The 12,643-nt window shown below is 65.0% G+C and carries 16 protein-coding genes; 6 read left to right on the forward strand and 10 right to left on the reverse strand.

The genetic code is table 11. From position 1 onward, the window contains the following. Nucleotides 1-43: 43 nt before the first annotated feature. From JJT62_RS16935 to JJT62_RS16950, 4 genes are all read right to left on the reverse strand, one after another. The gene (locus JJT62_RS16935; protein ID WP_202073962.1) at nucleotides 44-862 is read right to left on the reverse strand and encodes an ABC transporter permease; all 819 of its coding nucleotides are present in this window, start codon (nucleotides 860-862) and stop codon (nucleotides 44-46) included. Then, on the reverse strand, nucleotides 862-1,614 hold the full coding sequence (locus JJT62_RS16940; protein ID WP_202073963.1) for an ABC transporter ATP-binding protein: 753 nt from the start codon (nucleotides 1,612-1,614) through the stop codon (nucleotides 862-864). The genes JJT62_RS16935 and JJT62_RS16940 overlap by 1 nt, the downstream gene beginning before the upstream one ends. Before the next feature lie 132 nt (nucleotides 1,615-1,746). Beyond that, on the reverse strand, nucleotides 1,747-2,616 hold the full coding sequence (gene mutM, locus JJT62_RS16945; protein ID WP_202073964.1) for a bifunctional DNA-formamidopyrimidine glycosylase/DNA-(apurinic or apyrimidinic site) lyase: 870 nt from the start codon (nucleotides 2,614-2,616) through the stop codon (nucleotides 1,747-1,749). A 72-nt stretch (nucleotides 2,617-2,688) separates the two neighbouring features. Beyond that, nucleotides 2,689-3,399 carry a L,D-transpeptidase gene (locus JJT62_RS16950; RefSeq protein WP_246744968.1) on the reverse strand — a complete coding sequence of 237 codons (711 nt, stop codon included), beginning with the start codon at nucleotides 3,397-3,399 and terminating at the stop codon, nucleotides 2,689-2,691. A gap of 234 nt (nucleotides 3,400-3,633) precedes the next feature. On the opposite strand from JJT62_RS16950, the gene ubiE reads away from it, so the two are divergent. Further along, complete coding sequence (gene ubiE, locus JJT62_RS16955) at nucleotides 3,634-4,404, forward strand: bifunctional demethylmenaquinone methyltransferase/2-methoxy-6-polyprenyl-1,4-benzoquinol methylase UbiE (RefSeq protein WP_202073965.1); 771 nt, start codon at nucleotides 3,634-3,636, stop codon at nucleotides 4,402-4,404. An 8-nt stretch (nucleotides 4,405-4,412) separates the two neighbouring features. Further along, entirely contained in the window at nucleotides 4,413-5,975 is a 1,563-nt protein-coding gene (gene ubiB, locus JJT62_RS16960) for a 2-polyprenylphenol 6-hydroxylase (protein WP_202073966.1), read from the forward strand. 67 nt (nucleotides 5,976-6,042) lie between these two features. On the opposite strand, the gene JJT62_RS16965 is transcribed toward ubiB, so the two are convergent. The 4 genes from JJT62_RS16965 to JJT62_RS16980 all read right to left on the reverse strand — a co-directional run bounded on the left by JJT62_RS16965 (nucleotide 6,043) and on the right by JJT62_RS16980 (nucleotide 8,824). Next, nucleotides 6,043-6,543: a hypothetical protein gene (locus JJT62_RS16965; protein WP_202073967.1), complete on the reverse strand. Its 501-nt coding sequence runs from the start codon at nucleotides 6,541-6,543 to the stop codon at nucleotides 6,043-6,045. Between the two features lie 44 nt (nucleotides 6,544-6,587). Continuing rightward, complete coding sequence (locus JJT62_RS16970) at nucleotides 6,588-6,899, reverse strand: hypothetical protein (protein ID WP_202073968.1); 312 nt, start codon at nucleotides 6,897-6,899, stop codon at nucleotides 6,588-6,590. A gap of 100 nt (nucleotides 6,900-6,999) precedes the next feature. After that, nucleotides 7,000-7,572, reverse strand: coding sequence for a GTP cyclohydrolase I FolE (folE, locus tag JJT62_RS16975; RefSeq protein WP_202073969.1), 573 nt, complete (start codon nucleotides 7,570-7,572; stop codon nucleotides 7,000-7,002). 112 nt (nucleotides 7,573-7,684) lie between these two features. After that, entirely contained in the window at nucleotides 7,685-8,824 is a 1,140-nt protein-coding gene (locus JJT62_RS16980) for a hypothetical protein (protein WP_202073970.1), read from the reverse strand. Between the two features lie 244 nt (nucleotides 8,825-9,068). Between JJT62_RS16980 and JJT62_RS16985 the strand changes: the two genes are divergently transcribed. Then, nucleotides 9,069-9,269: a CsbD family protein gene (locus JJT62_RS16985; RefSeq protein WP_202074129.1), complete on the forward strand. Its 201-nt coding sequence runs from the start codon at nucleotides 9,069-9,071 to the stop codon at nucleotides 9,267-9,269. Between the two features lie 68 nt (nucleotides 9,270-9,337). Here the strand turns inward: JJT62_RS16985 and JJT62_RS16990 are convergent, their stop codons facing one another. Then, nucleotides 9,338-9,691 (reverse strand): hypothetical protein, encoded by a 354-nt coding sequence (locus JJT62_RS16990; RefSeq protein ID WP_202073971.1) that lies wholly within the window; start codon nucleotides 9,689-9,691, stop codon nucleotides 9,338-9,340. Between the two features lie 155 nt (nucleotides 9,692-9,846). Here JJT62_RS16990 and JJT62_RS16995 point away from each other — a divergent pair, with 155 nt between their 5' ends. Further along, nucleotides 9,847-11,073: a cytochrome-c peroxidase gene (locus tag JJT62_RS16995; RefSeq protein ID WP_202073972.1), complete on the forward strand. Its 1,227-nt coding sequence runs from the start codon at nucleotides 9,847-9,849 to the stop codon at nucleotides 11,071-11,073. Here JJT62_RS16995 and murI read toward each other — a convergent pair. Then, the gene (gene murI / locus JJT62_RS17000) at nucleotides 11,052-11,852 is read right to left on the reverse strand and encodes a glutamate racemase (RefSeq protein ID WP_202073973.1); all 801 of its coding nucleotides are present in this window, start codon (nucleotides 11,850-11,852) and stop codon (nucleotides 11,052-11,054) included. The two genes, JJT62_RS16995 and murI, sit on opposite strands and share 22 nt — an antisense overlap. A 96-nt stretch (nucleotides 11,853-11,948) precedes the next feature. Between murI and JJT62_RS17005 the strand changes: the two genes are divergently transcribed. Continuing rightward, on the forward strand, nucleotides 11,949-12,233 hold the full coding sequence (locus tag JJT62_RS17005; protein WP_246744969.1) for a type II toxin-antitoxin system Phd/YefM family antitoxin: 285 nt from the start codon (nucleotides 11,949-11,951) through the stop codon (nucleotides 12,231-12,233). Beyond that, on the forward strand, nucleotides 12,230-12,643 hold the full coding sequence (locus tag JJT62_RS17010) for a type II toxin-antitoxin system VapC family toxin (protein WP_202073974.1): 414 nt from the start codon (nucleotides 12,230-12,232) through the stop codon (nucleotides 12,641-12,643). The genes JJT62_RS17005 and JJT62_RS17010 overlap by 4 nt, the downstream gene beginning before the upstream one ends.

The following is a 12,643-nucleotide window of genomic DNA, read 5'->3' on the forward strand; positions in this document are numbered from 1 at the left end:
GGATTGCTTCGTCGCTGCGCTCCTAGCAATGACTGCAAGTGGCTCACTCCCCGGTCTGCAACAGCGTGCCGGCGCGGCGCGCGCTTTTCAGCAAGCGGCCGAAGGCGACGGCGGCGAGTGAGAACATCACGACGTCGATCGCAAAGCCCTGCGCCAGCAAATCCCAGCGAATGACATGCTCGATCAGCACGGCGCGCAGCCCCTCGAAGACATAAGTCGGCGGCAGCATCCATGAGACCGGCTGCAGCCAGAAGGGCAAGGTCGAGACCGGGTAATAGACCGCCCCGAGCGGCTGCACGAAAAACATCAGCGACCATACGAGATTTTCCGCGCCCAATCCGTAGCGCAGCAAAATCCCCGACACCAAAAGTCCGATGCTCCAGGCGAAGAACATCAGCACCACGAAGAATGCGCCGAAAGCGACGCCGAGCGCCCAAAGATTGAAGCCAAAGAACAGGATCGCCATCAGCGTCACCGGCACAACGCCGACGAAGAGACGCAGGATGCTCATGATGATGAGCGAGACGATGAACTCCGGCGGCCGCAGCGGGCTCATGAGAATATTGGGGAGATTGCGCGACCACATCTCCTCGATGAAGGAGAAGGAAAAGCCCTGCTGGCCGCGCAGCAGAATGTCCCACAGCAGGATCGCGCCGATGAGCGTGCCCGCAGCCTGCGCCGCCCCGCCCGGCGCCTGAAGCGCGCCCGCCTTCACGAGATAGGTTTGCAGAAAGCCCCAGGTGAGCATCTGCACCAGTGGCCAATAGATGATGTCGAGAATGCGCGTATAGGAGGCGCGCAGCAGATAGCTGTAGCGCAGGAGCATGGCGCCGACGCGCTTGATCGAGAAAGCGTCGCGCATCACGCCGCCCCCGCGCGCCCACGCGCGACGTCGAGAAACACCTCTTCGAGATTGTCGCGTCCATAGCGCGCCAAAAGATCTGCGGGAGAGCCGTCATCGAAAATGACGCCCTCCTTCAGCATCAGCACGCGATCGCAGAGTCGCTCCACCTCGCTCATATTGTGCGAGGCGAGCAGGATCGCGCAATTATGCGTGGCGCGATGCGCCTCGAGCCGCGCGCGCACCCAATCGGCCGTATCGGGATCGAGCGAAGCGGTGGGCTCGTCGAGCAGCAGCAATTGCGGATCGTTGATCAGCGCCTTGGCGATGGCGACGCGGGTCTTTTGGCCGGCCGAGAGGCGCCCGGTCTGGCGGTCGAGGAATTCGCCCAGCGCCAGGGCCTCGGCAAGCTCCTCGATCTTCGCGTCGACATCGGCCACGTCATAAAGCAGGCCGAAGACGCGCAAATTCTGCCGCACGGTGAGACGATGCGGCAGATCGACGTAGGGGCTCTCGAAATTCATGCGGCCGAGCACTTGGTAGCGCTCGCGCAGCAGATCATGGCCGAAGATGCGGATCGCGCCGGCGGTGGGCTCGATCAGCCCCATGACCATGCCGATCGTCGTCGTCTTGCCGGCGCCATTGCCGCCAAGCAGCGCCGTGACCGAGCCCGGCGGCAGCGAAAATTCGAGCGGCCCGACGACGCTACGCTTGCCATAGGTCTTGCAGAGGCCGTGAACCGAAAGCGCCGGCTCGAGCGATGAGGGGGACATGGGAGAGGTTATGGCCCGCCAGCGCGGCCCGGGCAAGGCCGCCGGGGTGCCGCTTGGAGGCCGGCGTCATTGCGAGGAGCGTAGCGCCATTGCGGCTCTGGATTGCTTCGCTTCGCTCGCAATGACGGCGCGTCACTTCTGGCAGACAGGGCAGTAGAAGCTCGACCGGCCCGACTGCACGACCCGCTCGATCGTCCCCTTACAACCCTGCGTCGGGCAGGCGGCGCCTTCGCGGTCGTAGACCCGGAAGGAATGCTGGAAATAGCCAAGCGACCCATCCGCCTGCCGATGGTCGCGCAATGACGAGCCGCCCGCGGCCAGCGCCGCTTCGAGCACGCTTTTGATGGTCCGCGGCAGGCGCGCGAGCGCGGCCGTGGGCTTGCCGGCGGCCGTCACCAGCTTGCCCCCCTCGCGCAAGGGCGAAATCCCTGCCCCATGCAACGCTTCGCAAACGTAAATATTGCCGAGCCCGGCGATGAGCCGCTGATCCAGCAACAAGGCCTTGGCCGGCGCCGCGCGGCCGCGGAAGACGCGCGCCAGAAAGGCCGCGTCGAGCGCTTCCCCCAGCGGCTCGACGCCCAGGTCCTTGAAGAGCTTATGAGCGCCAAGCTCACCAGTCGGAACGAGCAGCATGAAGCCGAAACGGCGCGGATCGTTGTAGGTCACGCGCGCGCCGGTCTCCATGTGGAAGACGACGTGGTCATGCACGGCGCTCTTGTCGCGCGGATGGTGGAAGAACCCTGGAATATCCCCATCGACGCGGAAGGAGCCGCTCATGCCCAGATGCATGACGAGCGTCTCGGCCCCTTCGAGATCGGCGAGAAGATATTTGGCGCGGCGCCGAAGATCGAGAATGCGCCTGCCCGTGAGGCGCGCGGCGAAATCGGGCGGAAAAGGAAAGCGCAAATCCTTGCGCCGCTGCTCGACGCGCGAGATGCGCGCGCCGGCGAGCGCGGGCGAAAGTCCGCGCCGGACAGTTTCGACTTCGGGCAGTTCGGGCATTCTATCTACGATCGCGCTTCGGGGCGGCGCCCTTGGAAACGCAATAGCAAATCGCCCGCCACGCGCGCCAGCCTAAGTCGGCAGCACCGTCACCGGCGTTCCGATCGCCGCGCGCGTATAAAGATGCACGATGTCCTGGTTGATCATACGGACGCAGCCGGACGAGACATTCGAGCCGACCGTCTCCGGCTCCAGCGTGCCATGGATGCGATAACCGAGATCCCGCCCCTCGCCGAAGAGATACATGGCGCGCGCCCCCAAGGGGCTCAGCGGCCCGCCGCGCACGCCGAGGCCGCGCGACGTGGGCTCCAGACGCGCCCTGATCTCGGGGTCGCGGGCGATCATCTCGCGCGGCGGCACCCAGTCGGGCCAGTCTCTTTTCATATTGATCCGCGCAGGACCGGCCCATCCGAACCCTTCGCGGCCGACGCCGACGCCGTAGCGGGTGGCGCGGCCGGGCGCCTCGACGAAATAGAGGTGATAGGCGCCCGGATCGACGACGACCGAGCCGACCGGCTCCTCCCAGGGATAGTCCACCGTCTGGCGCAGGAACCGCGGGTCAATGTTCTGGTAGTTCACGGCCGGCACGGCGAAGCGCTCGCCGGGGTAAGGCCCATAGGTTGCGGCGTAATTGGGCCGCGAGAGGGTGCGGGTCAGCTCCCGGCCGGGGGCGGAGGCGCCGCCCTCGGCAAAGGGGCGCGGCGCAAAGCAGCCGGCGAGGCCGGAGGCGCCGAGCGATAGAATCGAGAAAGAAAAAATACGCCGGGAGAACATGGGACGCATTACGACAGCCTCGACGCGCGGGCGCTTGGTTACCGAGGGCCCGATCGCGATTCACCATAAACGAAGCTGGTAAATAAAATGGGTTGCAGCGGGAGAGGGACCGCGAGCCTTCAGGCTCGCTTCAGGAAGATGCGCGCCGGAAGGCGCGCGGTCCGGCTCCGCCGCCGCCCATAGCCATCCCGCCCGCAAGCGGCTATACCCACCCCCGATCTTCCAATGTCAGGCGAGCGTTAAATGACCGATTCCCATTCCGACCGAGACGGTTCGACCCATTTCGGCTATTCCGAGGTGCCGCTGTCCGAGAAGCAGGGCCTCGTGGACGACGTCTTTCATAAGGTCGCCCGCCGCTACGACGTGATGAACGATCTGATGTCCGGCGGCCTGCACCGGCTCTGGAAGGATACCTTCGCCGGCAAGATCAACGCGCGCAACCGCAAGGGCTTCAAGCATCTGGACGTCGCCGGCGGCACCGGCGACATCGCCTTCCGCATCGCCCGCCAGGCGGCCCCCGACGCCGAGATCACCGTGCTCGACATCAATGGCGACATGCTCGAAGTCGGCCGCGACCGCGCCCGCGAGAAGGGCATCGACGCAAACCTGGAATTCGTCCAGGCCAACGCCGAATCCCTCCCCTTCCCGGACGCGCATTTCGACGCCTATACGATCGCCTTCGGCATCCGCAACGTGCCGCGCATCCAGGTCGCGCTGGAAGAGGCCTATCGCGTGCTCAAGCCCGGCGGCCGCTTCCTGTGCCTGGAATTCTCGCAGGTGAATGTGCCGGGGCTCGACAAAATCTACGAGGCCTATTCGTTCAACGTCATCCCTATGGTGGGCAAGCTCGTCGCCGGCGAGAGCGAACCCTATCGCTACCTCGTCGAGTCGATCCGTCAGTTCCCCGCCGCCGACGAATTCGAGCGCATGATCCGCAAGGCGGGTTTCCGGCGCACGGGCTATGAGCGACTGACCGGCGGCGTGGTCGCGATCCATTCCGGCTGGAAGTATTAAGGCGGCGGATGCTCCTTCAAACAGGCAATTTTCTGCGACTGGCGCGCGCCGGCTATATTCTGGCGCGCGAAGGGGTCTTCACGTCGCTCGACCTCAATCTTCTGCCGCCCGCCGCCGCGCCGCTCGTGCGCATCGCCAATCTCTTCGCCGTGGGCAAGGGCGAGAACGCCGGGGCCGCGCTGGTGCGCGCGCTCTCCCAGATCGGCCCATCCTATGTGAAGCTCGGCCAATTCCTCGCGACCCGCCCGGATGTCGTCGGCGGGGAGATCGCCGACGCGCTCACGGCGCTGCAGGATCGCATGGCGCCCTTCGGCCGCGCGAAGGCGATCGACATCGTCGAAAGATCGCTCGGCAGGAAGGTCGACGAAATTTTTCTAAGCTTCGGCGAGCCGGTCGCCGCGGCTTCCGTGGCGCAGGTGCATATGGCCACCGCGCTCTACGACGGAAAGCCGCGCAAGGTCGCCGTCAAAGTGCTGCGTCCGGGCGTCGAGGGCCAGTTCGCCCGCGACCTGCGCGACATGTATATGGTCGCGCGCGTCGCCGAACGCTGGTCGTCGGAAGGCCGCCGGCTGCGCATGATCGAAGTCGTCGATACGCTCGCGCGCACGGTGAAGCTGGAAACGGACTTCCGGCTGGAGGCCGCCGCCGCTTCCGAATTCGCTGAAAATGTCGCGAATGATCCCGACATCAAAGTGCCGCATGTCGATTGGGATCGCACGGCGCGCGAAGTGCTGACGCTCGAATGGATCGACGGCGCGCCGCTCTCCGATCTCGAGCGCGTCGCCGCCGAAGGCCACGACCTCAAGGCGCTCGGCGCCCATGTGCTGCAGTCCTTCCTGCGCCACGCCATGCGCGACGGCTTCTTCCACGCCGACATGCATCAGGGCAATCTCTTCGTCGACAAGCAGGGCCGCCTCGTCGCCATCGATTTCGGCATCATGGGCCGGCTCGGCGAGAAGGAGCGGCGCTTCCTCGCGGAAATTCTCTACGGCTTCATCACGCGCGACTATCGGCGCGTCGCCGAGGTGCATTTCGAGGCTGGCTATGTGCCGGCGAAACATTCGATCGAGGAGTTCTCGCAGGCGCTGCGCGCCATCGGCGAGCCGCTGCATACGGTCAACGCCTCGGATATTTCCATGGCGCGGCTCTTGACCCTGCTCTTCGAGGTCACGGCGCTCTTCGACATGCGCACGCGCACGGAGCTGGTGCTCTTGCAGAAGACCATGGTCGTCGCGGAAGGCGTCGCGCGCACGCTCGATCCCAAGCTCGATATTTGGAAGACCTGCGACCCCGTCGTGCGCGGCTGGATCGAGGAAAATCTCGGGCCGAAGGCGAAGATCGAAGACGCCGGCAAAAGCATCGCGGAACTGGCGCGTCTCGCGACGCATCTGCCGAAGACCCTCGCCGACGCCGAAATGGCGATCGAGCGCATCTCACGCATGGCCGACCAGGGCGTCGACCTCTCGGCGCATTCCATAGAAGCGATGGCCGAGACCCGGCGGCATGCGAGCAACAGGCTGCTCCTCGGCCTCACGGCGCTGACGCTGCTGGCCGCCTGGCTGTTCGGCTAGATGGACGGCGAGCCCCTTCAGGCTCGCATTTTTTAAGCGAGCCTGAAAGGCTCGCGGTCCATTGTTTTCAATGCCGCCGCCCGTTGGTCCAGGCGTCGACGAGCCGCGACGCCACCATCAGCCCGAGACCGGCGCCGACAAGCAGCGGCAGGTTTCGCGGCGCCGCGCGCAAAGCCGAGACGGCCGCCGTCTTGGCCGCAGTCGGCGCCACGTTTCGCGCCATATCATAGAGCGCCTGCGAGACATTGGATGACTGCAGCGCGCGCTGGATTGCGGTGATCGGCGAGGCTTCGGTGAGCGCCGCGAGCTCCGCGCTCGCGCGCGCCTGCTGAACCGCCTCCCGCCGCCGCGCGTAACCGTAGACGACGAGGGCGATCACCAAAAACGCCCCTGCAATTGCAAGATTGCCGAAAAGCGGCCCAAGCGCCTCATTCGCCCAATAGGCGACGGCCGCCAGGGCGAAGCCGAAAGCGATGAGCAGCGGAACCGCCGCCATCGCATTTCCGGAGAGGCGCGTGATCGTGGCGCCGACGGCGTTCTCGGCCCGTTTTATCATCGGCTCGAACATGACACGTCACCGCGATTGGATGAAAGATTACGCGCCGGGCCGGCTTATTTGCCCAATCTCCAGAAGGCGCCGAAGATGAAGCCGGCGAAGGCGGCGAGCATCACGGTCGTCGTCGGCTGCGAACGCGCAGACGTCTCGATCGCGGAGCGGAAATTGCCGAGCACCTCGCCCGTGCGCTGCGCCGCCTGTCCGCTGCGCTCGGTGACGGCGTTGAGCGCCGCATTGGCTCGGCCCATGCCCTGCTGAACGGCGCGCCCCATCTGCTCGGCGGCGGTCGACGCCTGTTCGGCGATTGCGCCTGTCATTTCGCCGTGCCCATTGTGTTGGCGCTGTTGCACATTGCGTTCCTCGGCCATTGCCGCCTCCGACAGTTCGAGCAAGTGGCGAGATAACGCGAGCCCGCGAGAGATGTTCCGGACAGCGGCAGGCGCGGGAGCGCCTTTGACCGCAGCGGCTTCAGGCGCCCCGAACCAGCGCCAAAAACTCCTCACGCGTGCGCGGATCGTCGCGAATGACGCCGAGCAGCTTGCTCGTCGTGAGCTGAGAGCCCGGCGTGTTCACGCCGCGCAGCGTCATGCAATTATGTTCGGCCTCGATCACGACGCCGACGCCCGCAGGTTTGAGAATGTCCTGGATGGCGGATGCGATCTCGGCCGTGAGCTTTTCCTGAATCTGCAGGCGGCGCGCGAAGCCGTGCACAACGCGCGCGAGCTTCGAAATGCCGACCACGCGGTTCGTCGGCAGATAGCCGACATGCGCGCGGCCCAGAACCGGCAGCATATGATGCTCGCAGAAGCTCACGACGCGTATATTTTTGAGAACCACGAGCTCGTCGTAGCCGCCGACCTCCTCGAAGGTGCGCTGCAGATAGTCGCGCGGGTCGATGTCATAGCCGGAGAACAGCTCCTTATAGGAGCGCGCAACCCGCGCCGGCGTCTCGATCAGCCCCTCGCGATCGGGATCGTCGCCCGCCCATTCGATGAGAACGCGCACGGCCGCTTCTGCATCCGCCTGGGTCGGCTTGGCCATTGGTTCAACTCTCCGGACCGCTTGCCGGGGGCGCGCTTTCCCAAAGAAAAACCGCCCCGTCGCCTTCACCTTGCGACGGAGCGGCTGATTTAGCAACCGGATACGGGGTTACTTATGGAATCACGCTGCGCGTGACGCCGCTGATCGTGGAGCCCACGGAGTTGAGCGTGCGCTTCATAAAGCCGAGGGGGCCGCCCTCGCTCTGAGGCGGCGCCGGCGGCGGCGGAGCGGGTTCCGGCGCAGCGGCGGCGACCGGCGCGGCCGACGCCACGGGCGCGCGCTCGGCCGGCGCCGGGCGCGGCTTTGCGTGCTTGGCTGCGGCGGCGGCCGAAGCAGGCTTTGGCTTTGCGATCTTGGCGGGCGCGGGCGGCTTGGGCGCCGGTTGAGCCGCTGGCGCCGCCGGCTCCGGCGGGGTGAACCGATTTGCGGGCGGCAGCGCGGCTGTTCTGGGCGCGGAAGGCGGCGTCAATCTCGCGGCGCCGGCGCCAGTCGACGAAAGCGCAGCCCCTGCCGCAGCGGCGGCGACGGGCGCGACAGCCTCGGGCGCCGCCGAAACCGCCTCTACCCGCCTCGGGGCGGGCGCTGGCGGCGGAGCCGCGGGCTCAGGAAGCGCCGCAGCGGCCGCTTCGGGCGCAGGGGCCGTTGCAGGCTGGAGCTGTCCGTGAGCCGGCGCCTCCACCGCCTGCGGCGGCGTCAATTCCGCCTTGTCGGTCGTTGGCGTTTCGATGACGGGAGTGAGGTCCTTCGCCGGTTCGGCGGCAGGCGGCTCGAGCGCCGCCTCACTGGCGCCGGGCGCCAGGGCCTCGGGTTCAGCCGGCAAGCTCAGATCGGCGACCGGGTCTTCCGCCGGGCGCCACTTGGTCAGCGTCCAGCCGAGGCTCGCCACGCCGATCGCGATAACCGCCAAGGAAACATAGACAAGCTTTCGGCGGCCGCCGCTCCCCGCATTTTCTGCGACCGTCGCCTCGCCTTCTCCAGAGGACGCAACGGACCAGCCCTCTGGCCCGCTGAGCGCAGGCGCGATCGGCGGCGGCGCAAAATGATTGGCGAGCGGGCGCGCGATCGGGGCGTCGGCGGCAAAAAGGCGCGGCGCCTCCAATGCGGCGCCCTCCGGCGTCGCGGCGTTTGCTTCGGGCGCAAGGCTGACGGCAGGCGCCGCGGAAGCGCCGACCGGCTCGCTCTCGCGCTGCAAGAGTTGCTTGAACTCGGCGAAAGCCGCCATGAGTTCCTTGTCGTCGGCCTGTTGGGTCATGGCTACTCACTTAGCTGACGTCGAGCGCCGCCCCGTTCGCGGCGCGATTCCAAAAGCCGATCTCGGCGCTGACCAAATCCTGGCGCGGGCCAATCCGGCTCATTCGTTTTCCGAATCGAAACCATAAATTGTGGCGGTTATTCGCCTGTTAAGCCGAGCTGCCGCCGGAACGTCGCCGCGGCGCATGCGTTTTGGGCGCATCGGCGGCGTCCCAAGAGCCCGCCAAGCGATCAGGAGACCCGACATGGATTGGAACCGCATTGAAGGCAACTGGAAGCAATTCAAGGGCAAGATCAAGGAACAATGGGGGCAGCTCACCGACGACGAAATCGATAAGATGGAAGGCAGCCGCGAAGTGTTCGAAGGCAAGATCCAGGAAAAATATGGCATTGGCAAGGATCAGGCGAAGCGCAACGTCGACGATTGGCTGAAGACCTTGCACTGAAGCAAAAGGCGGCCGAACAACCGGCCGCCTTTCTTTTTTCTTATTTCGTTCCGTATTTCTTCCAGTAATCATGCGCCGTCTCGGCCGCGCAAACCGCTTCCAACGAGCGATACATCGTGCCGGACTGGTTGCGATATTTTTTTGCGCAGGCGTCTTTTTTCCGGCTGTAGCTTTTCTGCTGGGCGGGTTTCAGGCTCGATAGAAAAGGCTTTTTCGCACGTCTGCGTCACCATTGCGCTCCGCTGAATGTCAGCGGTCGACCCCCAAAGACAGGCCTCAAAAAGCTTGTGAGCCTCACCGCAATTCTTCGCTGCGGCGACCTTGGCCTCCTGCGCCTCGAGATCGGAACAGTCATCCGCGACGGCAGGGAGGGCCCAGAACACCGCCAGGAGACAAATCGACATGAGGTTCGTTTTGCGCATTCAAGTCTTCCTAATTGGCTGTTCGCGTCTGACCCAGGGCGCGAGGCGCGACGACAAAGCGCAGTCCTATCTGGAACGAATGTAAGCTATCCAAATTGACGCGCCCGACGCGCTCTTCCTACTATCGAGCTAGGCAGTTTACGACGCGAGCGGCGATGCTTCCCCATTATTCCAAAGGCCGGACCCTGATTTTTGCGCTTGCCGCGCTCGCTTGGCTCGCCCCTAGCGGCGCCATGGCGCTCGATTCCGACGAGGCGGGCCTGACGCCTGTCGAGCGCTTGGGAAAACGCGTTTTCGAGGATAAGACCCTCTCCCGCCCCGCGGGCGTCTCCTGCGCCTCCTGCCATGATGCGGCGACGGCCTTCCAGGGCTCGAACGGCTCGCCGGTCCCAGCTGTCGCGCGCGGCTCGCAGCCCAATTCGCTGGGCAAACGCAACACCCCGACGATCCTCTACGCCTCTCTCACGCCGCCCTTCGGCTTCATCGATGACAAGGACGACGAGACCGGCAAAATCGAGAAAGTCCCTGCGGGGGGCCAATTCCTCGACGGGCGCGCCAACGACCTGCTGGCGCAGTTCGAAGGCCCCCTGCTCGATCCGCTGGAGATGAACGCGCCCTCCAAGCGTTTCGCCGTGGAGACGATCCGTGACGGAGCTTACGCATCCCTCGTCAGGGAAGTCTACGGCGAGAAGATCTTCGACAATCCCGACGCGGCGTTCGAGAAGCTGGCGCAGGCCGTCGTCGCCTATGAGTCGAGCGCGCGTTTCCATCCCTTCGCCTCGAAGTTCGATGACTATCTGCGCGGCAAGGCCGAACTGACGCCGATCGAGAAGAAAGGCTTCGCGCTTTTCAAAGACCCCAAGAAAGGCAATTGCCTCGCCTGTCACGTGGGCAAGGAAGACTCGCGCGACCCGAAAGATTGGCTTTTCACCGACTTCACTTACGACGCGCTGGGCGCGCCGAAGAACCCGGCGATCGCGGCCACGGCGAATGCGCCCGATCTCGGCCTGTGCAAGCGCCCGGGCCTCGAGAAGCTGGCGCCTGCGGGCTTCGATGTCGACAGCGTCTGCGGGGCCTTCAAAGTGCCGACCCTGCGAAACGTCGCCGTGACCGGGCCCTATTTGCACAATGGCGCATTCACGAAGCTGCGCGACGTCGTCGCCTTCTATGCGACGCGCGACACCGATCCGGCGCGCTGGTACGCCAAGGCGGAGAAGTTCAACGATCTGCCGGCCGACTATCGCGCCAATGTGAATACGAAGGAAGCGCCTTACGACCGTAAGGAAGGGCAGAAGCCGCGTCTCTCCGAGAAAGATATCGACGCGATCGTCGCTTTCCTTGAAACGCTGACCGACAAGCCTCAGGCGGCGACCAAGCCATAGCGCGCAAGCGCGGCGCGCAATTGCGCGTCGGGCTTCGCCCCGCTGGTGAAAACCGCGCTTGCTTGCCCGGTCGCGGCGAAGGTCTCCTCATAGCCCTCGGCGCGCAGCAATTGATCCACGCGCCGCGCAATGGCCGGCGCAGGGTCGATCCAGTCGACGGGCCAGGGCGCGAGGCGGCGAAAATCTTCGATCAGTAGCGGATAATGGGTGCAGGCGAGCACGACGGCGTCGGTGCGCGCGCCGCCCTCCTCCTTGAAGCAGGGGGCAATTTCAGCGCCGATATCCTCGTCGCAGACGCCCTGCCCTTGCATCCTTGCTTCGGCAAGCCGCGCCAGCATGGCCGAGCCGACGAGCGTCACGCGGCAATGCCCGGCAAATTGCGCGATGAGATTTTGCGTGTAATCCCGCGCCACCGTGCCGGGCGTGCCGAGCACTGAAATCAGATGCGAGCGCGAGCGCTCCGCCGCCGGCTTGATGGCCGGGACCGTGCCGACGAAGGCGATGTCCGGCCAGTGGTCCCGCAGAGCCGGCAGCACGATGGTCGAGGCCGTATTGCAGGCGATGACGACCATATCCGGCGCGTGTTTGGAGATCAGCTCCTGCATCACCTGCGCGACGCGTTTTACGAGGTCGGGCTCTTTCCAACCGCCATAGGGGAAACCCGCATCGTCAGCACAATAGACGTAATCCGCGCCGGGCCGCAGCTTGATGATCTCGGAGAAGACGGTGAGGCCGCCGAGGCCGGAGTCGAAGACGAGGATTTTTGGACGTCGGGTCATGAGCGGGCTTCGAGCGGATAAGGAAAGGCGCGATCTGATCCTTAGTTTACCAATGCATTCGCGGCTATTGCGCCCTTCTGCGAAAAGATCGATATTTTGACCAACCAGATTGACCGGTTGAAAGCCTGCGAGATGCGTGAAATCCAAGCCTCCGAGGCCAAAGCGCGGCTAGGGGAACTTCTTACAGCCGTCGAGCGCGGCGAAACAATCCTGATCACGCGGCATGGACGAAGCATCGCGCGGCTTGTGCCGGAGGCGGACGTTCGCAGCGGCGAAATCGAGCGCGCGGTGGACGACCTCTTGAACTTCCACGCCCGCCTCTCAAAGAAAGCGCCCCTTACGGAATTGCTCGGAGCACGACACGCGGGTCATAAATATTGACCCGTTTCGTTATCGACGCATCAATCCTTGCGGCCGCGGGCCTCGCGGATGAACGGCATCCGCGCGCCGACCATGCAATTGAGCGACTGCGCAAGTCGGCCGCGCTGGCGCCGAGCCTACTCTTCTTTGAAATCCGCAACGTCCTGCTCGTCAACGAGCGTCGCAAAAGGCTAAGCGAAGAAGATAGCGCCGCTTTTCTACAGGTCATTCGGCGCCTCCCGATCGACGTAGACGGGGCTTGCGACGAGACGCGGCTCCTGTTGCTCGCCCGCAAGCACAGGCTCACGGCCTATGACGCCGCCTATCTCGAACTTGCGATAAGGGAGGGCTTGCCGCTCGCCACACTCGACGCCGACCTCGAACGCGCTGCGCGCGCCGAGGGCGTCCAAATCGTGGGGCCGGAGGCCTGA

The organism is Methylocystis sp. Sn-Cys (assembly GCF_016745395.1).
In the GTDB taxonomy this organism is placed as follows: Bacteria; Pseudomonadota; Alphaproteobacteria; order Rhizobiales; family Beijerinckiaceae; genus Methylocystis; species Methylocystis iwaonis.

Excerpts from the sequence above, each read along its gene's own strand:
- JJT62_RS16965 (WP_202073967.1), bottom strand. The coding sequence starts at position 6,543 with ATGTTCGAGCCGATGATAAAACGGGCCGAGAACGCCGTCGGCGCCACG.
- JJT62_RS16985 (WP_202074129.1), top strand. The coding sequence starts at position 9,069 with ATGGATTGGAACCGCATTGAAGGCAACTGGAAGCAATTCAAGGGCAAG.
- JJT62_RS16935 (WP_202073962.1), bottom strand. The coding sequence starts at position 862 with ATGCGCGACGCTTTCTCGATCAAGCGCGTCGGCGCCATGCTCCTGCGC.
- JJT62_RS16940 (WP_202073963.1), bottom strand. The coding sequence starts at position 1,614 with ATGTCCCCCTCATCGCTCGAGCCGGCGCTTTCGGTTCACGGCCTCTGC.
- JJT62_RS16950 (WP_246744968.1), bottom strand. The coding sequence starts at position 3,399 with ATGCGTCCCATGTTCTCCCGGCGTATTTTTTCTTTCTCGATTCTATCG.
- JJT62_RS16990 (WP_202073971.1), bottom strand. The coding sequence starts at position 9,691 with ATGCGCAAAACGAACCTCATGTCGATTTGTCTCCTGGCGGTGTTCTGG.
- murI (WP_202073973.1), bottom strand. The coding sequence starts at position 11,852 with ATGACCCGACGTCCAAAAATCCTCGTCTTCGACTCCGGCCTCGGCGGC.
- folE (WP_202073969.1), bottom strand. The coding sequence starts at position 7,572 with ATGGCCAAGCCGACCCAGGCGGATGCAGAAGCGGCCGTGCGCGTTCTC.
- mutM (WP_202073964.1), bottom strand. The coding sequence starts at position 2,616 with ATGCCCGAACTGCCCGAAGTCGAAACTGTCCGGCGCGGACTTTCGCCC.
- JJT62_RS16980 (WP_202073970.1), bottom strand. The coding sequence starts at position 8,824 with ATGACCCAACAGGCCGACGACAAGGAACTCATGGCGGCTTTCGCCGAG.
- ubiB (WP_202073966.1), top strand. The coding sequence starts at position 4,413 with ATGCTCCTTCAAACAGGCAATTTTCTGCGACTGGCGCGCGCCGGCTAT.
- JJT62_RS16995 (WP_202073972.1), top strand. The coding sequence starts at position 9,847 with ATGCTTCCCCATTATTCCAAAGGCCGGACCCTGATTTTTGCGCTTGCC.
- ubiE (WP_202073965.1), top strand. The coding sequence starts at position 3,634 with ATGACCGATTCCCATTCCGACCGAGACGGTTCGACCCATTTCGGCTAT.
- JJT62_RS16970 (WP_202073968.1), bottom strand. The coding sequence starts at position 6,899 with ATGGCCGAGGAACGCAATGTGCAACAGCGCCAACACAATGGGCACGGC.